Consider the following 23,479-nt stretch of genomic DNA (forward strand, 5'->3'; position numbering starts at 1 on the left):
TTCTGGTGTGAGGGGGAGAGGACCTGCCGCCGAGAATGCGCTCGGCGGCAGGTGAAGGGCGGCTACTCGCCGATGCGGAGCCAGTCGTCGGCGACCTTCTCCCAGGCGTTCGTGCCGGATTCGAGGATGATCGGCCATCCCGCGGTGTTCTGCGTGCCGAAGGCGTAGGGCGTTCCGACCATGGGGTTCTCGATGGGATCCATTCCGCGCAGTGCCTCGGTGACCGTCTCGCGGGTGATGTCGCCGTCCATGCCCTCGAGCACCTCGATGAAGTAGGTCGCGGCGAGGTATCCGCCCTGGCTGAATGAGGTGAGGGGGATGTCGTTGGCCTCCATCAGCTCCCGCCAGTCGGTGTTGATCTCGTCGTCGTCCGTGAATGGGTAGAACTCGGCGGGCACGTAGATGCCGGCCCCGGCGTCATCGATCGCATCCGCGAAGTTCTCGCTGTAGACGCTCGTCAGATAGAGCCAGGTCACGTCATCCCAGCCCTGCGCGTTCGCGGCCTTGACCTGGCCGATCGCGTCGGGCTCGACGGGGTTGATCGCGAGCGCCTTACAGCCCTGTTCGCGGGCCTTCACGATGTAGGGCGTATAGTCCGAGGCGCCGTACGGCACGGTGTCGTCGACGTACTTCGGCTCCTTGCCCGTGATCTCGGTCCACTTGTCGATCGCCGCCTGGTAGGTGGGTCGGGTGGATCCTGCGATCTCCAGCAGGATGCAGATGTCGTCGAGTCCGAGCACCTCCGAGCCGTACTGCAGCGTGAGGGTCATGTCGTTGAACGGACCGACGTTGGCGGGGGAGATGTTGTCGCTCGCGAAGCAGCCGGTATCGACTCCGATGCCGGGCAGCGAGAGGATCTCCTCCTGCTCGTAGTACTTCGCGTTGATCTCGCACTCGATCAGGCTCGCTGATCCGACCAGCGCGACGGCCCCGTCGCTGCCGACGAGCTCTCGGGCTGACGCGGTGGCTGTGGCCGGGTCGCCCTTGTCGTCGAGGGTCTTGTACTCGATGGTGCGTCCGTCGAGGCCTCCGGCCTCGTTGAAGGCGTCGAACACCGCGGCCGCCGCCTGCGACGCCTCGGGGAACGTCGCCGGACCGCTGATCGTGTTCACGGAGCCGACGACGATCGGGGCGTCGCCGCCACCTCCGCTGCCGTCTCCGCCGGCGCAACCTGCCAGAGTGAGGGCTGCCACGGCGATGAGCGCCGCAGTGCCGGATACTCGCTTGTTCATGTGATTCCTGCCTCTCGTGTGCTTGTCGTGCTGCGGTCAGTCGCGCAGCGCGCGGTTGACCAGTTCGGTGTCGGTGAACTGCTCGAACGCGACGACCCGGTGATCGGCCAGGCGCCAGACATGCGCGACACGTGCCGCGAAGAATCGGCCGGTCGCGCGGTACGTGCCCGAGTAGGTGCCGATGCCGACGACCACGTCCCCGCCGTCGATGACCTCGTCGATCGCGACCGTGTAGTCGTCCCACTCGTCCTGGATGCGCTGGAAGACGCCTGCCGCGACCGCATCCGGCCCGATGTACGTGCCGGCGTACGGGAAACCGGCGGCCTCGGTCCAGCTCACGTCGTCGGCGAGCGGCGCCAGCATGCCGTCGAGGTCGCCGCGGTCGCTGGCCGCGTAGTGCGCTGCGATGATGTCGGCGTTGCTCATGGGAGGTCCTCTCCTGGATCTCGTCGCAGGGTCAGACGGGCTGGGCGTCGGGGTAGTCGACGGACCCGAGCGGATAGATGTGACCGCCGCCGCGGGAGTGCTCCGCGGCGCCGTCGCCGGTGAGGCCGAGGAAGATCCCCGTCGTCATGAGCTGGTAGCCGAGGTCGTGCAGCCAGACGCTCGCGACCGCGATGCGGAACTCCCGGAAGCAGAAGAGGTAGAGGCCGTCGGCGAACTTCCAGACGGTCGACAGGTCCATGTCGCCGTGGCCCCGCTGCACGCCCTCGAGGCACTGCCAGGCGTAGCGCCGGCTCGAGATGTAGACGTGCTCGTAGAGGTGGTGCGGGCTGTACCGATAGATGTTGCGCTTGCCGATGAGGTCTCGGCTCGGCCCCGGCACCTCGCCCGTCGCGGGACCGGCATCGGTCGTCGCCGCCCAGAAGTCCTGACCGACCTGTGGTGTGCCCTCGACAGCCTCGGCCGCGATGCGTGATCGCACGACGGTGGCCCGGTGGGTCGAGGTCGAATAGACGACGGTGATCGCTTCGCGTTCACGGCTCTCGAGCGGGATGTTCACGAAGATGACGTCGTCGCGCACTGCGACGGCGTCGTACGGGTCGGTGCCCGACTCGCCGAGTCCTGACCAGGTGACAGCGACCGCATCGAACGTCAGCGCCAGCGCGGAGCCATCGTCGAGCGTGAGCGTCAGCGCGGTGCCCGACAGCGAGGCGTTCGGCAGTCGGAAGGTGTCGATCCCGGCGGCGAACTCGTCGTACGTGCGCCATTCGTCGAGTGCGGGATCGGTCGTGACGGGAGCGGTCATGGGAGTCCTGACGTCGCATGCGGCGGAGCGTCCTCGCCCCGGGCACCGCATCCTCGCGGTGTGCTTGCCTCATGCTCCGGCTCGCCCTGGCATCCGCTCAAGTGAAGCGGCGCCATCGCGCGCCGACAGTCAACCGGCGTGCCCTGCAGAGCAAGGACGGGCCTGGGAATCCGCCGTGGCGTCAGCGGCGCGGCTCCGGGCGGGTGTCAGGATGAGTCATGCGAACAGAACCCCGGGCCGCCCTCTCGCCGGCGGTCAAGGCGGTCGCCTGGACGGCATCCGTCTTCTTCGCTCTCCTGTTCTTCGCCGTCGCGTGGGTCTGGTGCGGGATGTCGTACGAGGAGGAGTTCAGCGAGCAGTCGAAGGCCGTCTCCGCAGGGTCGACGATGGAGGGCTGGGGGTTCACCATCGGCCTCGTGCCCGTGCTGGTGCTCCACGCCCTGATCGCGATCGGCGCCTTCTTCGCCGTCCGGGACGGAGGACGCCGCGGGGTGCTTCTCAGTGCGATGCTCGCGCTTGCGCTCGTGGCGGCCGTGTCTCTGCCGGGCTTCGTCGCCGTGCAGATGCTGTACGGCGGCACGATGTTCGCGCCGCCGGTCTACGTCCCCTGACGGACGTTCTCCCGCTGCGCTGCGCTCAGTGCGCCGCGCGGTACTCGCTGGGGGAGATGCCGAACGCCGACTTGAACGCGCGGCTGAAGTGCGCCGCATCCACGAAGCCCCATCGGGCCGCGATCGCGGCGACGGGCCGGTCGGCGAGCATCGGGTCGAGCAGATCGCGACGGCACTGCTCGAGGCGGCGGGTGCGGATCCAGGTCGACACCGTCACGCCCTGCTCCTGGAACAGGCCGTGCAGGTGACGGGTCGAGATGAAGTGCGCCGATGCGATGGTCGCGGGTCCGAGATCCGTCGAGGCGAGGTTGCGGTCGATGTACGAGCGGATGCGCTGCACGAGCGCGCGATGAGGGTCGGCCGACACCTCGTCGAGGCCCAGCTCGCGGGTGAACACCGTCGTGACGAGGTCGAGCGCGCTGTGCGCCAGTCGTGCCCCTGTCGTGCCGGCGAGCTGGTCGAGGTTGCCTGCGAGCTGCGTCAGATACGGCACGACCATTCCGCCGAGGCCACCCTGACCCGAGATGCGCACCGCGGTGAGCTGGCCGATCATGTCGGAGGGCAGGCTGATCAGGTGCTTGGGGAACATCACGACCATCGTGCGGAAGTCGTCGTCGAAGACCAGCGAGTACGGGCGGTCGGTGTCGTAGACGGCGAGATCGCCGGCCTGGAGCACGGCCTCCCGGTCGTCCTGGATCAGCATCCCGGTGCCGGCGAGCATGAGGCTCAGCTTGAAGTACGACCGGTCGCTGCGTGCGATGAGCTCGGGTGTCCGCTCGACGACGTGCGAGGTGGCGCGCACCTCGTTGACGTGCACCTCGTCGACCGAGGCGCCGCGGATGATCCCGCGGAAGTGGTCGGGCCCGGCCGTCGACACCTGGAGCGGCACGAAGGACTCCGAGACGGCGGCCCGGAACTCGCTGATGTTGCGCGCGACGAGCGTCGACACCGATTCGGCGGGGGCGGCGAGTGCACCGTTCATGACTGATCACCTCGGGTGGTGGAACGACGACGTTGTATACGATCCGTGCCGTGATGCTATCACCGGCGCGGTCCGGAGGGCGAGGCTTCTATGATGTGGGCGGAGGCCAGTGATGCGATATCTCGGCGAGAAGGTCATGCAGGTCCTGCGTCAGCTGCGCGGACCCGACACAGCGGATGCGGTCTTCGAGGCCACCGCGCTCATAGTCGGGGCGGTGTTCTTCGTGCTCGGCTTCGCCATCGGGTGGCCGGTCTTCTGGGGTCAGGAGATGGCGATCAGCGGCACCGGCTCGATCGGCGCGTTCGCCGCCTACGGCGGCGCGATCACCGCCGTCCTGGCGTTCGCGCTCGGGCGTCTCGTCGTGCGACCGGCGGCGGTCGCGCCGGACGGCACCCGCGACGGATTCAGCGTCCCCGGGGATCGGCTGCGCTGGTACGACCTGGCCGCCATCGCCTTCGCGCACGCCGCGATCGCGTACCTCGGATGGCTCGGAATCGCCGAACTGCTCGATCGCAGCTTCACCGACGCCCCGGTGTTCGCCTTCCCCGGGGCGATCCTGGTGGCCGTCGCGTTCGCCCTCACCGCCTATGTGACTTTCCTGAGCGCGGTGGCGCTCACGCCGATGGTGCTCTCCCTCGTCCTGGCGGTCTTCCTCGTGGTGGGCGCCTTCGCGGCGATGCTCGCCTCCAGCGATGTGCACTGGTGGCAGGACAACCTGTCGGCGCTGGGGATGAGCAGCAACAGCGCGTCTCTGGCCTTCAACGCGACGTTGATCATCGCCGGGGTCCTGGTGACGACGATCGCCCGCTATGCCACGGCGGGGCTGCCGGTCGACGACCACGTCGATCGTCGCGGACGGCGCGTGGTGCGAGGCGGGCTGATCCTGATCGGGATCTTCCTCGCGTGCGTCGGGATCTTCCCGGTCGACGAGTTCTTCCTCGTGCACAACACCGTCGCCACCGGGATGACCGTCGCGTTCGCAGTGATCGTCGTCGGGCTGCCCTGGTTCGTGCGCACGATCCCACGGGTGTTCGTGGTGCTCGGGTGGATCTACGTGCTCGTGATCGTGCTGCTCGGCGTGTTCTTCGCCGTCGGCTACTACAACCTCACGGCGGTCGAGCTGATCGCGGCGGTGCTGATCTTCAGCTGGATCATCGTGTTCCTCCGGACCGCAGGATCGGTGCACCCCGCCGCATCAGCGCACCCCGCCGGGTCCGTGCACGCGGGGCAGCTGCCCGGTCCGACCCCGGCCTGAGCGTCGGTCCTCAGCGCAGCGGCTGCGTGGCATCCGCCGTGCGCTGCAGCGCATGGATGGTGTGCGCGTGCCGGCGCTGGGCGACGCCGACGAACAGGCAGTCCACCAGTGCGAGCTGCGCGATGCGGCTCACCATCGCGCCCGCGCGGAGGCGAGGCTCACGCGCCCGCGTGAGCAGGGCGTGGTCGCAGTTCTCGGCGAGCGGCGAGGCCGGCCCACCCGTGACGCCGATCGTGGTGCCGGATGCAGCCCGTGCCGTCTGGAGGAAGTGCACGGTCTCGCGGGTCGTTCCCGAGTGGGAGAACCCGATCGCCACGGTCTTCCTCGCTCCGAGCGATGCGGCGGCGCTCGCCTCGTGCGCGTCCGTCAGGACGATCGCCGCATGTCCGATGCGGAGCAGCTTGCGGCCGAGATCCGCAGCCGCCTGTCCGCTCGCGCCGATCCCGAAGAGCAGGACGCGGTCGGCGTCGTCGATCGCCTCGACCGCGGCCGCGAGCTGGTCGTAGTCGAGGTTCGCGACGGTCTCCTCGATGGCCAGCAGCTCGAGTGCGGCGACCTTCGCGGTCGCCTCCCGCAGGGTGTCGGCCGCGGAGATCTCGGATCCGAAACCGGATGCCGCGGGGAACTGCACGGATTCGCGACCGAGCTCTGTGGCCAGCGCCATCCGCAGCGCGGCGTAGCCGTTCACGCCGATGGTGCGGCAGAAGCGGACGACAGAGGCGACCGACGTGTCGCACCTCGCCGCGATCTCGGTGATCGTGCTGTCGACGACGATGGTGGGATCGTCGGCGATCGTCCGAGCGATGCGGGCCAGCGACGGCGGCAGCTTCTCGGCGGCCGAGGCGATCGTCGTCTGGATGCTCATGGCTCTCCTGCGTCAGAGGCGGATTTCGGGCGTGTGAACAATTCTTTCATGATCGGATGCTCGTGCGTAGACTATTTCCATGCCCTCTTCGCATGCTCTCGTCGCCGTCGACCTCGGCAAGTCGCGCTGCCGGGCCGTGATCGCCGAATCATCCGGCGTCGACTCTGGCGTCGTCTCTGCCGCCGATGAGCGTCGAGTGCCCCGGCGTCCCGTGTACGACGGGATCGGGGCTCCCGGGCTCGCGGCCGCAGGCGGCGTCGACGCAGCTCTCGCCGCGATTCTGCCGATGAGAGATCATCTCGATGCACAGATCTCCGTGGTCTCGGTGGGTGCGGCCGGAGCCTGGGCCGCCCCCGAGGCCGCATCAGAGCTCGCCGCCGTCCTCGCCGATGCCTTTCATGTGCCCGTCGCGGTGACCTCCGACGTGGTGTCCGCTCATGCCGGAGCGCTCGGGGGCGGTGCGGGCGTACTGCTGATCGCCGGAACGGGCGCTGCGGCCCTCGGCCTCGACGGCGAGGTGGCGACGCTGGTCGACGGGTGGGGTCCCGAGCTGGGAGACCTCGGCAGCGGATCCTGGTTCGGGCGCGAGGCGCTGCGTGCCGTCCTGCGCGCCTCGGTCGGGCTCGCGGTCGAGACCGTGCTCACCGATGCGGTCGCGGCGACGATCGGCGAGCCCGCCGCGGCTCCCGCCTGGATCTCCATGGACGGGCCGGTGCCTCGCCGTCTCGCGACTCTGGCGCCGCTGCTCCTCGATGCGGCGCAGAGCGGCGACGCCGTCTCCGCGGACATCGCCGCCGAGGGCATCCGCCTGCTCGTCGCGTCGGCGATCGCGGCGTCCTCGAGCAGTCGCGAGGTCGCCCTGCACGGAGGGCTCACCGACCACGTCTGGTTCCGCTCGTCGCTCGCCCAGGCGCTCCGCGCCGCTGACCGCACGGTCGTCGTCTCCTCCGGCGATGCCCTCGACGGTGCGCTCCTGCTCGCGGAGCGCACCGATCTTCCCCACGAAAGGTTCGTGCATCGTGCCGAATGAACACGCCAGACTGACCGCGCTCCTCGACGTCCTCTCGACGCTCGGCACCGAGGCGTCGACGACCGATCGCGGCGACCTCGATCTGCTCGACACCGATGAGCTCGTGCGGCGCATGAACGCGGAAGATCATCGTGTGCCGGCGGCCGTCGGCGAGCGGAGTGCGGAGATCGCCGCGGCGGTCGACGGCATCACCGCCCGCTTCCGCGCCGGCGGACGACTCATCTATCTCGGGGCGGGCACCGCAGGCCGCGTCGGAGTTCTCGACGCGAGCGAATGCCCGCCGACCTTCGGCACCGACCCCTCGATGGTGGTGGGGCTGATCGCCGGAGGCGAGACGGCCATCCGGTCGGCGGTCGAGAATGCCGAGGACGACGACGCGGCGGCAGCGGCCTCGCTGCGCGAGCTCGGCCTCACCGAGCGCGACGCCGTCGTCGGGATCTCGGCGTCGGGTCGCACCCCGTACGTCGTCGGCGGTCTGGAGTTCGCTCGGGGAGTCGGCGCGCTCACCGTGGCGATCGCCTCGAATCCGGCATCCGAGATCGGTGCGGTCGCCGAGATCGCGATCGAGGTGGTCACGGGGCCCGAGTTCATCTCGGGATCGACGCGTCTGAAGTCGGGAACAGCCCAGAAGCTCGTCGTGAACATGCTCACCACGCTGTCGATGATCAAGCTCGGCAAGACCTATCACGGCGTGATGGTCGATCTTCAGGCGACGAACGAGAAGCTGCGCGCGCGCTCGATCCGCACCGTGACGGAGCTCACCGGCGCAGAGGTCGACCAGGCTTCCGCCGCCCTGGATGCGGCGGGGGGATCGGTCAAGCTCGCGATCCTGATGGTCGCCACGGGGGCGTCCGCAGAAGCCTCGGCCCACGCGCTCGACAGCGCCGACGGCATCCTCCGTGTCGCGATCGCCGCACTGTCGTGAGGGGTACCTTCGCCGCGTGCTTCCGCCAGGGCGTTCCCGATGACGACGCGGCGTCGACCGCCGAGGCCGACGCCGCGGCTCAATGGGAGCAGGTGCAGCCTTCGCCACCTCCGCAGCATCCGGCGTCCTCGGTGACGTGCGCCTGAGACGACTCGGGAACATCCATCGCGGGGTTCTGATCGAGGAAGCCGTTCGGCTTGAACCAGAATCCGGCATAGTCGACCGGCATGATCGGCCAGTCCTCGGGGCGGGGGAAGTGCGTGAGTCCGAAGGTGTGCCACAGCACGATGTCCTCGCCGTCGAGCGAACGGTCGCCCGCCGAGTACTCCGGCAGGCCGGAGCCTCCCTGGTGCGCGTTCGGATACCGGCCGGCCGGCCAGATCTGCCCGTGTTCATGGCGGGTGGCCCAGAGATGCTTGGTCGCGAACGCCGCACGCGCGGCGACGGATGACGCGGGGTCGGCCATCAGCAGAGCGGTGGGCTCCGGGATCAGGTGATAGGCCGTGGGGCGGCCGACGTGGTTCGTCCGAGTGGTGCTCTGCACCTCCCACGCGCGCGCGACCGAGGTGTCCGCCTCCCGCTGCGCCCCGCCCTCGGAGAGCAACGGAGTCTCCGACCACGTGAAGGCGTTGCCGAACGGGTTGTCCGGCCCCATCGGGATGCGCTGCGCGTCGATCTCGACCAGACGGTTCTCCTCGCCGTCGACGGCGACATCGAGCCGTGCGCAGAACAGGTGCTGGTGCACCGGCGCGAAGACGCCCGGCGCGAGCTCGGTGGCGTGCTTCTGCCGCACGCCGGGTTCGCCGGCGCCGGCGAACACGATCCCCGTGGCCTTGGCGACGACCTCGATCGAGCCGTCGAGGGAGAAGTGCCAGTAGAACCCGTAGTCGTAGTTGCCGATCGTCGAGAAGTACGACACCACGAAGCGGCGCGAGCGGCGCACGTCCGAGCGGCCGGCGAGGTCGGTGTGCTTCCAGAGGATGCCGTAGTCCTCCTCGTGCATGCACACCACGTTCGGGATGCGCACCGGATGGCCGTGGTCGTCGGCGACATAGCCGTCGAGGTAGCGGATCACCCCCAGGCAGTCGCAGCCGAGCTCGAGGTGGTTCGCGTTCTTGCCGAGAAGGTACTCGCCGGCGTCGAAGTAGCTGATCCAGAAGCGCCCGGGTGCGGTGTCGCCGTAGGGCACGACCATCTCGGGCACGCTCGCCCGACTGAGCACCGACCGTCCGTCGAACCTGACGTCGTGCAGCACGAGACCCTCGCGGGCGTTGAAGCTCACCCGCATCGACCAGTTCTCCCACTCGACGAGCGAGCCGCTGACGGCGAAGCTGGGGCCTTCCGGCTGCGTGATCTCGATCGGCTTGAGCGAGGTGCGCGCGGCGCCCTGCACCTCGGGGTAGTAGTTTCCGTGGCCCGCCGGCACCGGCACGTCGCCCTCGTCGTCGATGCGGATCACGCTGTTCGTCGTGAGGTCGATGTGCACGACCAGCCCTTCGACGGGATGCGCCCAGGGGGAGTCGTGCTCGTCGTATTTGAGGAAGGTGAGAGAGCGGATGACCCGGCGGCCCACCTCATCGGCGCGGCCGGTGTACCCGGGTGCGAGCGGTCCGCAGAACGCGAGGGTCATGTGCGCGGCGAGTCCTCGGCGCGTCATCGCCGACTGCCACTCCGGTGACGCCTTAGCGATCGCCTCAGCGCGCTCGTACTCCTCGAAGAGGTACTGGGGCTGGCCGTAAGGCGGCGCATCGTTGGGGACCCGCTCGGCACGCAGCACCTCGCCTCGGGTGATCGAGACGACGACTTCGCTCGCGACGCCGGTCGCCGTGTCGAGCAGAGTCGCATCGATGCGGCGATCGATGGGGGCGCCCGGCGTCCATGCGGCGAGCTCCTCCTTGGTGGGCTCATCCGGCAGCAACATCGGCACGCGGACGGTCTCGCCGAGCAGTCCGGCGGACTCGAGCACGGCTCGGGCCGCCGCGATCTCCTCGCCGGTGAGGGGGTCGAGCGGGTGCGGCGCGGCGATCCTGTCGATGGTGACGGGCTGGGGGTGGGACATCGGCGTACCTCACTATTTCGAGCGTTCGCTCAATAAACGGATTGGGTCGATGGTACGACGGCGCGACGAGGCGCACAAGAGCGACGGACGAGGATTCCGAGGGGCTCGGGCGGCGGCCGGACGTGGCGGCATCGGCGAACGGCAGGGGAGCGCGGTGTGCTCAGCTGCGCCAGGGGGCGAGGATGCTGTCGTACACCGCGAGGTGCGCTGAGGCCTCCTGCGGCTCGGTGACCTCGATGACCTGCTGTCCGTAGGTGATCGAGCGCAGCAACTCCATCACGGCGCCGGTCGGAGTCGACGGTGACAGCTCGCCGTCGGTGATCGCCTGATCGAGGGCGTCACGGATGCCCTCCTGCCAGGTCGCGACCGTGGGTGCCCCTGCGTTCGGCGCGGGCGCGAGAGTCGCGATGCGCCCCCAGAACCCGACGACGACGTAGGCCTCGGTGCGCGTGCGGTCGTCGATGGGGAGCACTTCATGCATCAGCGCGTCGAGGCGTGCGAGTCCACTGAGTCCATCCGTGGCCGCGGCGATCCGTTCATCGGTGCGGTGGGTCACGATGGTCGCTGCGGCGCGGATCACGTCGTCGAACCCGTCGAAGTAGTGCCAGAGCGAGCCTGTCGCGACACCGAGCTCCTTGGCCACGGCACGAGACGACACCGCCTCATGGCCGTCGCGCGCGGCCACGGCGAGCAGCGCCTCGGCGATCTGCCGGCGGCGCTCATCGTGGTCTACGACGCGGGGCACATGCCCATCCTGACGCATCCACCGCGGGTATCGCTATTTTGAGCAGTTGATCAATATGATGCGAGTGTGGATCACCTCCTCCCCGCAGCACCGTGGCTGATGGCGCTCGCCGCCGTCGTCTCGGCCGCGGCGTGCGTGGCTGCCTGGCGGGCCGTGCCGTGGCAGGGGCGGCAGAGCGCGCTGATCATGGCGGCGGCGATGCTCGTCATCGCAGTGAGCGGCGGTGATCCGCTGATCGGGCTGGTGACCGGACTCGTCCTCATCGTCTCCGCGATGCTGGGCACGGCCGGCGTGCGGGGCACCCCGGCGGCTGCGACCTGCTGCCACCGCGCGCTGGTCTCCCTCGTCATGGCGATCTGCTCTTTCGAGAGCCTGTCGGCGGGTGACTGGCGTGGGGCGACGCAGTCGGTGGTCGAGTCAGGCGGCCACGGCGGGCATGGGCTCGACGGACTCCTCTCGGTGCTCGTGATAGCCGGAGTCATCGGCGTGGTGCTCTGGACGGTCGTCTCCGAGTGGGTGCTCGTGCCCGTGCATCAGGGGCGGACCGCCCGCCTGCTCGCGGTGGAGTCGTGGGCGATGGCGGCGGGAGTCACCGTGATGTGCGTGGGGTTCTGAGGTCACGTCAGTGCGCGCCGCCGAACTCGATCAGCACGACGCCCAGGGTGATCAGTGCGACGCCGATCGCCATCATGACTGAGAAGTGATCCTTGAAGATCACTCGGCCCAGGATCGCCGTGATCGCGACGCCGGCCGCTGACCATACTCCGTAGGCGACGCCCACCGGCATGCCCATGGCGAGGATCGTGCCGAGCAGTGTGAACGCGGCGAGATAGCCGATGACGATCACGGGGATCCACCTCCGGCGACGGAGGCCTTCGGACGCGCGCAGGCTGAGGGTCGCGGTGACCTCGCTCGCGATCGCGAGGGCGAGGAGCAGCCAGGTCATGCTCCGACCTCCGCGGACGCCTCGCGCGGGTGCGACCCGAGCTCGACGAGCAGCACACCGACCACGATCGCGCCGATCCCGATGATCTGCACGGTTCCGAGCATCTCGCCGAAGAGCACCGTGCCCATGATCGCGGTGAGGACGACGCCGATCGCGGCCCAGATGCCGTAGGCCACACCCACGGGCATCCCTCGATCCAGCACGATCGACAGCAGCCAGAGCGAGCCGGTGTAGCCGATCACGACGGGGATCAGCCACAGCGGATGGGTGAAACCCTCGGCGGCCCGCAGCGACAGGGTGGCCGACACCTCGAGGACGATCGCGATCAGCAGCGGTGGCCACGCGGCCGGGCGGGAGGGGGCGGTCATATGGAGCCTTTCGACGCGGGGCGTGCCCGGGGGACAACGCGTCGGATGGTCGCAGGATTCCCTGTCGTGTGGGTGAACGACGGGCGACAGGCCGCGATTTCAGAACCCTGCCGCGCGGCGCGTACCCTGGACGCATCCCCCGAAGCTCACCCGGCAATCTCGCGCGCCGGCGACCTCGGCGCGCTCACACATGCAAGGACGCAGATGAACGTAACCGCCGCACCCCATGACGACTGGACGGCGAGAGAAGAGCTGGCCGAGCGGATGATCCCGCTCATCGGCGCTCTCAAGCGCGAACGCGACGTGGTCACGTCCCTCCACGGGCACCGACTTCTCGGCCTCTCGGCCACCGGCATCGTCGAGGTGCACGACAGGGTGGCGCAGCTCGGGCATGAACAGCTCCCGCTCGACGAGACCCTCGGGGTGCTCGAGGCGGTACACGAACTCGCACCCGGTGCGTCGTCGCTCGACCTCGCGCGCCTCGCCGCGGGCCACGCCGACAGTGACTTGCCCCTCGACGCGTACCTGGCCGAGGTGCTCGCGCCGGCGATGGGTGCGGTCGCGGCAGCGCCCACCGACGTCGTGCTGTACGGCTTCGGTCGCATCGGGCGGCTGCTCGCCCGCATCCTCGTCGCGCACAACGGGGGTGGCAGCGGTCTGCGCCTGCGGGCCATCGTCGTGCGCCGCGGTTCGGAGAACGATCTCGTCAAGCGCGCGTCGCTGCTGCTGCGCGACTCGGTGCACGGCCGCTTCGCAGGCTCCGTGACGGTCGATGAGGACGCCGACCAGATCATCGCGAACGGCACCCGCATCCAGGTGATCTATTCGGACGACCCCTCGACGATCGATTACACGGCGTACGGCATCCACGACGCGATCGTCGTCGACAACACGGGACGCTGGCGCGACGACGCAGGACTCAGCCGGCACCTGGAATCGACCGGCGTCGCTCGCGTGCTGCTCACCGCACCCGGCAAGGGCGCGCTGAAGAACATCGTGCACGGGATCAACGACGACACGATCGAGGCGGACGACCGCATCATCACCGCCGCCTCCTGCACGACGAACGCCATCACCCCCGTGCTCAAGGCGATCGACGAGGCGTACGGGATCGTGCGCGGGCACGTCGAGACCGTGCACTCGTTCACCAACGACCAGAACCTGATCGACAACTTCCACAGCGGCGATCGTCGCGGCCGCTCGGCCGTGCTCAACATGGTGATCACCGAGACGGGGGCGGCCAAGGCCGTCGCGCGCGCGCTGCCCGAGCTCGAGGGCAAGCTCACCGGCTCTGCGATCCGCGTGCCGACCCCCGACGTCTCGCTGGCCGTGCTGCACCTCAGCCTCGAGCGTCCGGCGGTCAAGGACGAGCTCAACGACTACCTGCGCCGCGTCTCGCTGCACTCGAAGCTGCGCCAGCAGATCGACTACGTCGAGAGCCCCGAGGTCGTCTCGACGGACTTCGTCGGCTCGCATCGCGCGGGCATCGTCGACGGCCTCGCCACCATCGCGAACGACCGCGACGTCGTGCTGTACGTCTGGTACGACAACGAGTACGGCTACTCCTGCCAGGTGATCCGCGTGCTCGAGGTCATGGCGGGCTCGCACCCCATCGTGCTGCCGGAACGTCGCGAGGTGACGCTGCACGGGTGAGTGCGCGATGTCGGTCGTGCGCGGCATGATGAGGGCATGAAGACCGCGACTCTGCGCGCCGAGCGGCTCCGCTCGCATCGTCTCAGCGCTCCGGCGCGCACGGTGACGGATGCCGCGTCGCACATGCTCGCGGTGCAGAGCCAGGACTTCACCGCCGGACGGTGGGTCCTGGCTTCGCGCACACGTGGCGAGCCGCCGCTCCGCGCGGTCGACCGGGCCTTCGCCCGGGGCGACCTGGTGCGCGCGTGGACCATGCGCGGCACGCTGCACATCATCCCGGCGCGTGACCTGCGCTGGGTGCTCTCGGTGACCGCCGCGCGGCAGCGTCAGCAGGCGGCGGGCAGGCGTCGCGATCTCGGGATCGATGCGTCGATGGTCGCCGCGGTCGTGGCGGCGGCGGTGCCGCGTCTGCGCGACGGAGGACTCACGCGGGCCGAGATGTTCGAGGTGTTCGCCGGTATCGGCATCGATCCTGCCGGGCAGCGCGGCATCCATCTGCTGAGCGAGCTCACGCTCGACGGGCTGATCTGCCAGGGTCAGGTCGTCGCGCGCGATGGTGTGAGCCGGGAGCAGCGCTTCGTGCTCGTCGAGCAGCACATCAGCGAGCATGCGGCGCCCGAAGATCCGCTCGCCGAGCTCTTCGTGCGCTACATCGACGGGCACGGTCCGGCCGGCGTCGCGGACTTCGCCTGGTGGTCCGGCCTCACGCTGGGGCAGGCGCGCGAGGCGCGGGATCACGCGGCGGCGCGCGTGGTCGAGGTCGACGAGGGTGTGTTCGTCGGCGTCGCTCGTCCGCGGCGGTCATCGAGTGCCCCGGCGGTGCTGGCGCTCGGAGCCTTCGACGAGTACTACATCTCCTACGCCGACCGCACGGACGTCTGCGCCCCTGAGCATCTCGCTCTCGTCGGGCCGGGCAAGAACGGCATGGTGCGGGCGACGCTCGTCGCCGACGGCCGGGTGATCGGATGCTGGACGCACGCGAGCGCCTCGCTCGGTTCTCCGCCGGAGCTCTTCGAGTCAGTGCCCGATTCGCGGCCGGTCGACGACGAGGCGGTGCGGGCGGCGCTCGCTCGGTTCACGCGCTTCCTCGACGTTTGAGTCGCCGAGTCGGTGCGAATCACTCGCTCGCGTGGCGTCCGAGGAAGTTGTAGACCTCGTTGTCATCGACGCCGGGGAACGCGCCACGGGGGAGCGGCGAGAACATGTGGGTGTGCACGCGGGCGCTCGGCCAGGCCTTCCCGTTCCACCGTTCGGTGAGGTCGGCCGAGGGGCGGCGGCAGCACGCCTCATCCGGGCAGGTCGAGACCGCGCGGTCGGCGGTCTCGCGCCCACGCCACCAGCGCGCGTCGTCGAAGGGAACGCCCACCGTGATCGAGAACTCGCCGTCGGTCGAGGCGCCGGTCTGCGTCGAGCACCAGAAGGTGCCGGAGGGTGTGTCGGTGTACTGGTGGTGTTCGTTCGTGCGGTTCTGCTGCGTGAACGCCGCGCGCGCCTGGAACTTCCGGCACACCCGCTGGCCCTCGACAGCGCCCGTGACGTCCATCGGCAGGGGGAGGTCGTCGTTCTCGTAGACCCTCGTGATCGCACCGGTGGCGTCGACACGGAGGAAGTGCAGTGACATGCCCAGGTGCTGGGTGAGGAGGTTCGTCATGCGCATTCCGGCCGCTTCGTGGGTCACGCCGAATGCGTCGCGGAAGTCTTCGACCGCGAGGTTGCGATCCTTCTTCGCCTGCTGCAGGAAGGCGACGGACGCCGTCTCGGGCATCAGGCACGCGGCGGCGAAGTAGTTGATCTCGAGCCGCTGCTGCAGGAAGTCGGCGTAGTCGGTGGGCGGGGTGTGGCCGAGCAGTCGGTGCGCCATCGCCTGCAGTGCCATGGACCGCAGGCCGTGACCCCCGGGGATCGATGCGGGCGGCAGGTAGATGCGCCCGTTCTCGAGGTCGGTGACCGAGCGGGTCGAGTGCGGCAGATCGTTGACGTAGATCAGTTCGAAGCCGAGCTTGTCGGCCATGATGCTCACGGTGCGGTGCGTCAGCGCGCCCTGCACGTGCCCGGCGGACCGCAGCTGCTTCTCAGCGAGTCTCTCGATGTCCGCGAGGTAGTTGTTCTGCTCGCGCATCCGCAGACGCAGCTCGGTGTTCGCTCGTCTGGCCTCTTCGGGCGTGGCGATCGCCTCTCGTTCGCGTCGCTGGAGTTCGCGATGAAGGCCCAGAAGCGACTCGATCGTCTCGTCGCTCATCCCCTTCGTGACGCGCACGGGGGCGATGCCGAGCTGCCGGAACACCGGGCTCTCCTGGGCGCGTTCGAGTTCGATCTCGAGAGCGGCGCGACGGTTCGGCGGCTCGCCCGAGATGAGGTCGGTGACCTCGGTGCCCGTCGCCAGCGCGATGGCCTGCAGCAGCGAGAGCTTCGGTTCGCGCTTGCCGTTCTCGATCAGGCTCAGCTGCGAACCGGCGACGCCGACGAGTGCGCCCAGCTCATCGAGCGTGAAGCCCTTCTCGAGGCGGTGGTGCCTGATGCGGTGGCCGAGAGTCGCGAGGTGGATGCCGGAAGGAGCCATTCCTTGATACTAGCGAAAGAAGCGCGATTCTTATCGCCCGGAATGGCAGAAAGTCGTGCACGAACCGGAAGAAGATGGAACAAACGCCCCTCACTTCAAAGGAGTAGTCATGGCGATCGCCGAAGTCTTCACCCCCCGAGCATCATCTGTCGCACCTGTGCGCACCTTCGGGACGGCTCCGACGTATGACACCCCTGCGATGGCAGAGCTCGCCGCCTGGGTCGATGAGATCGCGGCGCTCACGCAGCCGGCCTCGATCCACTGGGTCGACGGCTCGCGTGCCGAGAACGACTGGCTGCTGCGCGGGCTCGTCGACGAGGGCAAGCTGATCAAGCTGAACCCCGAGTGGCGTCCCGGCTCGTACCTCGCCCGCTCGCACCCCAGCGACGTCGCACGCACGGAGGGCCGCACCTACATCTCGTCCGAGAGTGAAGAGGATGCCGGCCCGACCAACAACTGGGCTCCTCCTGCGCAGATGCGCGAGAAGATGACCGAGATCTTCGAGGGATCCATGCGAGGCCGCACGATGTTCGTCGTGCCCTTCTCGATGGGGCCCGTCGGGGGACCGCTCTCGCACATCGGCGTCCAGGTCACCGACAGCGCCTACGCTGTCGCGTCGATCGGCATCATGACGCGCGTCGGCGATGCGGTCACCCGCCAGATCGCCGACGGCGCTCCGTGGGTCAAGACCGTGCACTCCGTCGGCGCGCCGCTCGCTGCGGGAGAGCCCGACGTCGAGTGGCCCTGCAACGACGACAAGTACATCGTGCACTTCCCCGAGACGCTCGAGGTCTACTCCTTCGGCTCGGGCTACGGCGGCAACGCGATCCTCGCGAAGAAGTGCTTCGCCCTGCGCATCGCCTCGGTCATCGCCCGCGACGAGGGCTGGCTCGCCGAGCACATGCTGCTCATCCGGGTGATCGATCCCACGGGCAAGGCGTACCACGTGGCTGCGGCGTTCCCCTCCGCGTGCGGCAAGACGAACCTCGCGATGCTGCGCCCGACCATCCCGGGATGGCGCGTCGAGACGCTCGGCGACGACATCGCGTGGATCCGTCCCGGTGAAGACGGCCGCCTCTGGGCGATCAACCCGGAAGCCGGATTCTTCGGCGTCGCGCCGGGCACGGGCGAGTCGACGAACGTCACGGCGGTCGAGACCCTCTGGGGCAACACGATCTTCACGAACGTCGCGCTCCGGCCCGACGGAGACGTCTGGTGGGAGGGGCTGACCGATCAGGCGCCCGCCCACCTCACGGACTGGGAGGGCAACGACTGGACGCCGGACTCCGGCCGCCCCGCCGCGCACCCGAACTCGCGCTTCACGGTCTCGGCCGCGCAGTGCCCGCAGATCTCGGAGGACTGGGAGGAGGCGGTGCCGCTCGACGTGATCCTCTTCGGCGGACGTCGGGCGACCAATGTGCCGCTCGTCGTCGAGGCCACCGACTGGACCCACGGCGTGTTCCTCGGCTCCAACATCTCGTCCGAGCGCACCGCGGCCGCCGAGGGCAAGGTCGGCGAGCTGCGTCGCGATCCGTTCGCCATGCTCCCGTTCTGCGGCTACAACATGGCCGACTACTTCGGTCACTGGCTGAAGGTCGGCCGTGGTCTCCGGTTCGACCGCGCACCGCGCATCTTCCAGGTGAACTGGTTCCGTCGTGGCGAGGACGGCCGCTTCCTGTGGCCCGGATTCGGCGACAACTCGCGAGTCGTCGACTGGATCATCCGTCGCGTCTCCGGCGAGGTCTCGACGGTCGACAGCCCGATCGGTCGCCTGCCGCTGATCGAGGACCTCAATCTCGACGGCATCGACGTGCCCGAGGCCGACCTCGAGGAGCTCTTCTCGATCGACACCGACGCCTGGAAGACCGAGGCCGACCTCACCGAGGAGTTCTACGACACCTTCGGCGACAAGGTCCCCGCCGCCCTCCGGGCCGAGCTCGCCTCGCTGCGCTACCGCCTCGACAAGGCGTGACAGACCGGGCGCCGGTTCGGGGGAGCCGGCGCTCCACGGCCCCCGTGGCCCCAGACCCGCGAAGGCGGGACGTCAGAGACGAACCCATGGCTGAGTGGTCTCCGGCATCCCGCCTTCGCGTACTTCTCCCGCGCTGACCGCGTGCGCCCCTGCCGCGACGCTCAGGCGAGCAGCTGGTGCCGAGCCAGGTCGCGATAGAGCGGCGTCGACTCGATCAGCTCGGCGTGAGTGCCCTGACCGACCACTGCGCCGTCCTGCAGCACGACGATGAGATCGCTGTCGACGACGGTCGACAGTCGATGAGCGATCACGATGAGGGTGCGATCGGTCGAGACCGCGTCGATGGCCTCGCGCATGCGCTGCTCGTTCACGCCGTCGAGCGACGAGGTCGACTCGTCGAGCAGCAGGATCGGTGCGTCGGTGAGCAGCGCGCGGGCGATCGCGAGACGCTGGCGTTCTCCTCCCGAGAGCATCACGCCGTCTTCGCCGACGGGGGCATCGAGACGCAGCGGATCGCGATCGAGCACGTCGCCCAGGTTCACCGCGCGCAGCACCTGTTCGCAGGCCGCATCCGAGGCATCCGGCGAGGCGAGACGCAGGTTGTCGCCGAGCGTGCCGGCGAGGGTGGGGGCGTCCTGCTCGACGTAGCCGAACTGCGCGCGCAGCTCGTCGCGCGGGTAGGTGCGCGAGTCGTGGCCGTAGAGGCGGATCGAACCGCCCGTCGGGTCGTAGAAGCGCTCCACGAGCGAGAGGATCGTGCTCTTGCCGGCACCGCTGGGCCCGACGAGTGCGACGCGCGCACCTCGGGGCACCGCGAACGAGACGCCGCGCAGCACCTCGCGCTCGGCCACGGCGGCCGAGTCGTCGGTCGGTTCGAGGTGCGCGTCGGCCAGAAGCGTCTGCGCCTCCTTCGCGGCGGCGAGGCGAGCGGCGACCACGTTCTCGGGATAGCGGAAGCGCACGTCACGGAACTCGATCGCCGGAGCGAGGGGGTCTGCCGCATCGCGGGGGACGGATGCGGCGATCTCGGCGTCGTGCTGGGTCTCCGTCGGCAGGTTCAGCACCTCCTGGATGCGGCCGAGGGCGCCGAGTGCCTGGTTCACCGAGGTGATCGCCCCGAAGGTGGTGGCGAGCGGCATCACGAGCATGAACAGGAACAGGATGAACGTGATCAGCGAGGCGATCGTGATCGTGCCGGCCGCGACCCGGAAGCCGCCGACGCCCAGCACCACCAGGAGCGACACCTGCAGTGCGACTCCGGCGATGGGGACCACGAGCGACGAGATCTTGGCGATCCGCACCCCGATGCCGTAGGCCTCCGAGGCGAGCGCCGACACGGTCTCGGTCTCGCGCTCGGTGGCTCCCGAGGCGCGCACGGTGCGGATCGAGCCGACGGCGCGCTCGACCCCGGAGGCGAGTTCGCCGACCTTCTCCTGCTGAGCGGTGGACGCGGTGCGGATGCGGCCGCTGAGCGCCGTGACGACGACGACCGAGGCTCCGATCACGACGACGATGAGCAGCAGCAGGACCGGGTCGATCACGAGCATGGCGATCAGCGCGCCGAGGAAGAGGATCGCGCTGCCGACGGCATCCGCCAGTCCCTGGGTGAGCACGGCGTAGAGCAGTGTCGTGTCGGTGCCCACGCGCGAGACGAGGTCTCCGGTCCGGCGGGCGTCGAACTCGCTGATGGGCAGGTGAAGGATGCGCGAGATCAGCTTGCGACGGCTCGAGTACACGACCGCGGTGCCGGTGCGCTGCAGCAGATAGTGCTGGTAGCCGGAGATGATCGACGACACGATCACGAGACCGACGAGGACCCACACCAGGATCCCGAGGCCCTGGTCGGACTGCACGGCTTCGATGAGCTGCCCGACCAGCAGCGGTTGCGCGAGCGAGGTGGCCGCCCCGAAGACGCTGAGCACAGCGACGACGATGAGCGTGCGCCTGTGCTCGAAGAGGAAGGGGAGGAGCTGGCGGAAAGTGGCGCGCGGGCCGTCGTAGTGCGCGCCGCGTCCGCGTCGGCGTGATGTCGCCGTGCTGGACATGCGGGACCTCGTTCTGAAAGGGGGTAGTTCGACCGTACTTCGTGTGCGGGCGGATCCTGTGGATGGGCTGTATGAGTGTCAGTGCCTGCCGAAACGGCGGTGCGCCGCCTGCTTCGAGACGCCGAGGGAGCTCGCGATCGCCTGCCAGGAATAGCCGAGATTGCGCGCCCGTCGCACCTGTGTCTCCTCGGCCCTGGCCAGCTCGCTGCGCAGAGCGGCGAGGCGGTGGAGCTCCGAGAGCGGCTCGCCGGCGTCATCCTGTGCGATGGCGGTCTTCATGGTCATGGGGAACCTCCTGCGTCAATACTTGTTGACGATCGCCCCCTTGTCAACATGCATTGACGTTATCTCGGTGCTCAGGATGCGAGACTGGGCCGATGCTGTCCGCATCGAAACCCGTGCCCGGCGACCGCGTCGCCGTCCTGTCGCCCGCCTTCGCCGCGCCCGCGGTCGCGCCCGAGCTCCACGAGCAGGCGCTCAGCCGACTCGAGCAGCTGACCGGACTGATCCCGGTCGAGTATCCGACCACGCGGCAGCTCGATGCGAGTCCTGAAGCCCGGGCCGCCGACGTGAACGCGGCCTTCGCCGACCCGAGCATCCGGGCGATCCTGGCGACGATCGGCGGGGACGACCAGATCCTGGTGGTGCCGCACCTCGACGCCGCGCTCGCCCAGGCCGACCCGAAGCCGTTCCTCGGCTACAGCGACAACACCAACATCCTCAACTGGCTGTGGAGCCTCGGGATCCGCGGCTACTACGGCGGATCCACGGCCGTGCATCTCGGTCCGGGGCCCGCGGTCGACGACGTGCATCTGCGGTCGCTGCGCGCGGCGCTGCTCGACGGCGGCACGGTCGAGATCACGGAGCCCGGAGAGTCGGAAGATGTGGGGAGGCGCTGGACGGACCCGCGCGCTCTCAGCGAATACGGCGATCGGGTCGCGACCGAGGACTGGACCTGGTCGGGTCCGGCTGTCCGCGTCGAAGGTCGCACCTGGGGCGGCTGCCTCGAGGTCGTCGATCAGCTCGCGCTCGCCGACAGGCTGCCCTCGGCATACGACCTGCGCGGCGGGATCCTGCTGCTCGAGACCAGCGAAGAGCGTCCGCCGGCGAGCTGGGTGGCGCGATGGATGCGCGGGCTGGGCGAGCGCGGCATCCTCGATGTGGTCGCGGGAGTGGTCGTCGCGCGTCCGCCCGTGAGCGATTTCGAGTTCCTCCCCTCGTCGACCGAGGCAGACGCGCTGCGCGCCGCGCAACGGGATGCGGTGATCGAGACGGTCTCGCGGTACAACCCCGACGCGGTGGTCTGCGTCGGGGTGCCTTTCGGCCACACGCGGCCGCAGTGGATCGTCCCGTTCGGCGGCACGATGGTGCTCGACGGCTCGACGCGCACCGTCCATGCCGCCTACTGACAGCCGGACGACGAAGGGCGGCACCTCCCGAGGAGATGCCGCCCTTCGTGTGGACGAGCGCGTCAGAGTTCGACGGCGGCCGCGACTCCGAGATCCGATTCGTAGTCGTTGTCCTTGGTCTCCTTCGACAGCAGGAGCGCGATGAAGGTCAGCACGCCCATCGCCGACAGGTACAGTCCCACCAGCCACGGAGCGCCGTCGCCGAGCTCCCAGAGCCAGAGCGCGATGAGCGGAGCGACGGCTGCGCCGAGGATCGACGAGACGTTGTAGGAGATCGCGGATCCCGTGTAGCGGACGTTCGTCGGGAAGAGCTCGGGCAGCAGCGCTCCCATCGGACCGAACGTCGCGCCCATGAGCATGAACCCGAACACGAGGAACGCCTGCGCGAGGGCGCCCGTGAACTTCGGGTCCATCGCGGGGAGCAGGAACGCATTGAACGTGAAGCCGAACACGATGATGAGCCCGGTGACCCACAGCAGCAGCTTGCGACGCCCGATCGTGTCGGCGATGGGACCGGAGAGCAGGGTGAAGATGCCGAAGAACACGACGCCGACGATCTGCATGAGCACGAAGTCCGTGTAGGCGAACCCGAGTCCCGGATAGAACTGCGCGGCGAAAGCCGACGCGTCGAAGTCCTTGCCCGTCGCCTCGGCAGCGGCCTGAGCGGCGGCGGACGCCGTCTCGAGCGTGGCCGGCTTCGTGCCGTACGCCAGGGTGAAGTTGGTCATCAGGTAGAACAGCACGTACGTCGCCAGCATGATGAACGTGCCGAGGATCAGCTGCTTCCAGTGGTGGCGGAACACGGTCGCGAGGGGCAGCTTGCGGATCGCGCCCTTCTTCTCGGCCTTCTTGAAGGTGTCGGACTCGACGAGCTTCAGACGCACCCACAGGCCGATGATGACCATGACGGCCGAGAACAGGAACGGGATGCGCCAGCCCCACGACAGGAAGGCCTCGGACTTCAGTGCGGGGTTGTCGGCGTGGGGAAGCAGCCAGTTGATGCCGAGGAAGAGGAAGTTGGCGATGATGAAGCCGAGCGGCGCGCCCAGCTGCGGGAACGTGCCGTACCAGGCGCGCTTGCCGGCCGGAGCGTTCTCGGTGGCGACCAGCGCGGCACCCGACCACTCGCCGCCGAGGGCGAAGCCCTGAGCGAGGCGCAGGATCAGCAGCAGCAGTGCCGCCCACCAGCCGATCTGCTGGAACGTGGGAAGGAGGCCGATGATGAAGGTCGCGATGCCCATCGTGAGCAGCGAGGCGACGAGCGTCGCCTTGCGTCCGAACTTGTCGCCGAAGTGGCCGAAGACGACCGCGCCGATGGGGCGGGCGACCATGGCGGCGCCGAACACGGCGAACGATGACAGCAGCGACGTGGTGTCGTTGCCGGTGGGGAAGAACAGCACGGGGAACACGAGCACGGCCGCTGTCGCATAGGCGTAGAAGTCGTAGAACTCGATCGTGGTGCCGACCAGGCTCGCCGTGATGACACGCGAACGCGGGTTCGCGGGGGCGGTGGACGTACTCATACAGCTCCTTAGATCCATGGCCCGGTATACCAAGGCACCGAGAGATCCTA

The 23,479-nt window shown here is 69.0% G+C and carries 22 protein-coding genes; 9 read left to right on the forward strand and 13 right to left on the reverse strand.

The features are described from left to right. Nucleotides 1-62: 62 nt before the first annotated feature. From BMW26_RS04950 to BMW26_RS04960, 3 genes are read right to left on the reverse strand one after another with little or no spacing between them, the layout of a single operon-like run. Nucleotides 63-1,232, reverse strand: coding sequence for an ABC transporter substrate-binding protein (locus tag BMW26_RS04950; RefSeq protein ID WP_072590933.1), 1,170 nt, complete (start codon nucleotides 1,230-1,232; stop codon nucleotides 63-65). 36 nt (nucleotides 1,233-1,268) lie between these two features. Beyond that, nucleotides 1,269-1,658 (reverse strand): nuclear transport factor 2 family protein, encoded by a 390-nt coding sequence (locus tag BMW26_RS04955; RefSeq protein ID WP_072590934.1) that lies wholly within the window; start codon nucleotides 1,656-1,658, stop codon nucleotides 1,269-1,271. A gap of 31 nt (nucleotides 1,659-1,689) precedes the next feature. Next, the gene (locus BMW26_RS04960; RefSeq protein ID WP_072590935.1) at nucleotides 1,690-2,481 is read right to left on the reverse strand and encodes a MoaF C-terminal domain-containing protein; all 792 of its coding nucleotides are present in this window, start codon (nucleotides 2,479-2,481) and stop codon (nucleotides 1,690-1,692) included. A gap of 218 nt (nucleotides 2,482-2,699) precedes the next feature. Between BMW26_RS04960 and BMW26_RS04965 the strand changes: the two genes are divergently transcribed. Beyond that, a complete protein-coding gene (locus BMW26_RS04965) occupies nucleotides 2,700-3,092 on the forward strand; it encodes a hypothetical protein (RefSeq protein WP_053095459.1) in 393 nt (130 codons plus the stop codon). Between the two features lie 25 nt (nucleotides 3,093-3,117). On the opposite strand, the gene BMW26_RS04970 is transcribed toward BMW26_RS04965, so the two are convergent. Next, nucleotides 3,118-4,074 carry a helix-turn-helix domain-containing protein gene (locus BMW26_RS04970; protein WP_053095460.1) on the reverse strand — a complete coding sequence of 319 codons (957 nt, stop codon included), beginning with the start codon at nucleotides 4,072-4,074 and terminating at the stop codon, nucleotides 3,118-3,120. Nucleotides 4,075-4,186: 112 nt separating this feature from the next. Here BMW26_RS04970 and BMW26_RS04975 point away from each other — a divergent pair, with 112 nt between their 5' ends. After that, on the forward strand, nucleotides 4,187-5,329 hold the full coding sequence (locus BMW26_RS04975; RefSeq protein WP_072590936.1) for a DUF998 domain-containing protein: 1,143 nt from the start codon (nucleotides 4,187-4,189) through the stop codon (nucleotides 5,327-5,329). A 10-nt stretch (nucleotides 5,330-5,339) separates the two neighbouring features. On the opposite strand, the gene BMW26_RS04980 is transcribed toward BMW26_RS04975, so the two are convergent. Beyond that, nucleotides 5,340-6,194, reverse strand: a complete 855-nt coding sequence (locus tag BMW26_RS04980) for a MurR/RpiR family transcriptional regulator (protein WP_072590937.1) — start codon at nucleotides 6,192-6,194, stop codon at nucleotides 5,340-5,342. 79 nt (nucleotides 6,195-6,273) lie between these two features. Here BMW26_RS04980 and BMW26_RS04985 point away from each other — a divergent pair, with 79 nt between their 5' ends. Together BMW26_RS04985 and murQ are read left to right on the forward strand one after the other, a co-directional pair. Continuing rightward, nucleotides 6,274-7,224, forward strand: coding sequence for a BadF/BadG/BcrA/BcrD ATPase family protein (locus BMW26_RS04985; RefSeq protein WP_072590938.1), 951 nt, complete (start codon nucleotides 6,274-6,276; stop codon nucleotides 7,222-7,224). After that, nucleotides 7,214-8,149, forward strand: coding sequence for an N-acetylmuramic acid 6-phosphate etherase (gene murQ / locus BMW26_RS04990; RefSeq protein ID WP_056277815.1), 936 nt, complete (start codon nucleotides 7,214-7,216; stop codon nucleotides 8,147-8,149). Before BMW26_RS04985 ends, murQ begins: the two co-directional genes overlap by 11 nt. Nucleotides 8,150-8,228: 79 nt before the next feature. Here the strand turns inward: murQ and BMW26_RS04995 are convergent, their stop codons facing one another. Together BMW26_RS04995 and BMW26_RS05000 are read right to left on the reverse strand one after the other, a co-directional pair. After that, entirely contained in the window at nucleotides 8,229-10,208 is a 1,980-nt protein-coding gene (locus BMW26_RS04995) for a primary-amine oxidase (protein WP_072590939.1), read from the reverse strand. 160 nt (nucleotides 10,209-10,368) lie between these two features. Next, on the reverse strand, nucleotides 10,369-10,953 hold the full coding sequence (locus BMW26_RS05000; RefSeq protein WP_072590940.1) for a TetR/AcrR family transcriptional regulator: 585 nt from the start codon (nucleotides 10,951-10,953) through the stop codon (nucleotides 10,369-10,371). Nucleotides 10,954-11,019: 66 nt separating this feature from the next. Between BMW26_RS05000 and BMW26_RS05005 the strand changes: the two genes are divergently transcribed. Then, nucleotides 11,020-11,568 (forward strand): hypothetical protein, encoded by a 549-nt coding sequence (locus tag BMW26_RS05005; protein WP_072590941.1) that lies wholly within the window; start codon nucleotides 11,020-11,022, stop codon nucleotides 11,566-11,568. Nucleotides 11,569-11,575: 7 nt separating this feature from the next. Here BMW26_RS05005 and BMW26_RS05010 read toward each other — a convergent pair whose 3' ends face one another. After that, a complete protein-coding gene (locus BMW26_RS05010; protein ID WP_072590942.1) occupies nucleotides 11,576-11,899 on the reverse strand; it encodes a DMT family transporter in 324 nt (107 codons plus the stop codon). Further along, the gene (locus tag BMW26_RS05015) at nucleotides 11,896-12,267 is read right to left on the reverse strand and encodes a DMT family transporter (RefSeq protein ID WP_072590943.1); all 372 of its coding nucleotides are present in this window, start codon (nucleotides 12,265-12,267) and stop codon (nucleotides 11,896-11,898) included. The genes BMW26_RS05010 and BMW26_RS05015 overlap by 4 nt, the downstream gene beginning before the upstream one ends. 204 nt (nucleotides 12,268-12,471) lie before the next feature. Between BMW26_RS05015 and BMW26_RS05020 the strand changes: the two genes are divergently transcribed. After that, nucleotides 12,472-13,920 (forward strand): glyceraldehyde-3-phosphate dehydrogenase, encoded by a 1,449-nt coding sequence (locus BMW26_RS05020; RefSeq protein ID WP_072590944.1) that lies wholly within the window; start codon nucleotides 12,472-12,474, stop codon nucleotides 13,918-13,920. A gap of 36 nt (nucleotides 13,921-13,956) precedes the next feature. Beyond that, a complete protein-coding gene (locus tag BMW26_RS05025) occupies nucleotides 13,957-15,018 on the forward strand; it encodes a winged helix DNA-binding domain-containing protein (protein WP_072592231.1) in 1,062 nt (353 codons plus the stop codon). Nucleotides 15,019-15,037: 19 nt separating this feature from the next. Here the strand turns inward: BMW26_RS05025 and BMW26_RS05030 are convergent, their stop codons facing one another. Further along, nucleotides 15,038-16,480, reverse strand: a complete 1,443-nt coding sequence (locus BMW26_RS05030; RefSeq protein ID WP_056277833.1) for an XRE family transcriptional regulator — start codon at nucleotides 16,478-16,480, stop codon at nucleotides 15,038-15,040. 109 nt (nucleotides 16,481-16,589) lie between these two features. Here BMW26_RS05030 and BMW26_RS05035 point away from each other — a divergent pair, with 109 nt between their 5' ends. Continuing rightward, nucleotides 16,590-18,452, forward strand: a complete 1,863-nt coding sequence (locus BMW26_RS05035; RefSeq protein WP_072590945.1) for a phosphoenolpyruvate carboxykinase (GTP) — start codon at nucleotides 16,590-16,592, stop codon at nucleotides 18,450-18,452. Nucleotides 18,453-18,613: 161 nt separating this feature from the next. Here the strand turns inward: BMW26_RS05035 and BMW26_RS05040 are convergent, their stop codons facing one another. Together BMW26_RS05040 and BMW26_RS05045 are read right to left on the reverse strand one after the other, a co-directional pair. Continuing rightward, on the reverse strand, nucleotides 18,614-20,497 hold the full coding sequence (locus BMW26_RS05040) for an ABC transporter ATP-binding protein (protein WP_056277840.1): 1,884 nt from the start codon (nucleotides 20,495-20,497) through the stop codon (nucleotides 18,614-18,616). Between the two features lie 78 nt (nucleotides 20,498-20,575). After that, nucleotides 20,576-20,782, reverse strand: a complete 207-nt coding sequence (locus BMW26_RS05045; protein WP_053095473.1) for a hypothetical protein — start codon at nucleotides 20,780-20,782, stop codon at nucleotides 20,576-20,578. Between the two features lie 92 nt (nucleotides 20,783-20,874). Here BMW26_RS05045 and BMW26_RS05050 point away from each other — a divergent pair, with 92 nt between their 5' ends. Continuing rightward, entirely contained in the window at nucleotides 20,875-21,906 is a 1,032-nt protein-coding gene (locus BMW26_RS05050; protein WP_072590946.1) for a S66 family peptidase, read from the forward strand. A 62-nt stretch (nucleotides 21,907-21,968) separates the two neighbouring features. Here the strand turns inward: BMW26_RS05050 and BMW26_RS05055 are convergent, their stop codons facing one another. After that, nucleotides 21,969-23,429 (reverse strand): MFS transporter, encoded by a 1,461-nt coding sequence (locus BMW26_RS05055; protein WP_053095475.1) that lies wholly within the window; start codon nucleotides 23,427-23,429, stop codon nucleotides 21,969-21,971. Between the last annotated feature and the right edge of the window lie 50 nt (nucleotides 23,430-23,479).

The sequence above is a fragment of the Microbacterium sp. 1.5R genome, assembly GCF_001889265.1.
Taxonomy (GTDB): Bacteria; Actinomycetota; Actinomycetes; order Actinomycetales; family Microbacteriaceae; genus Microbacterium.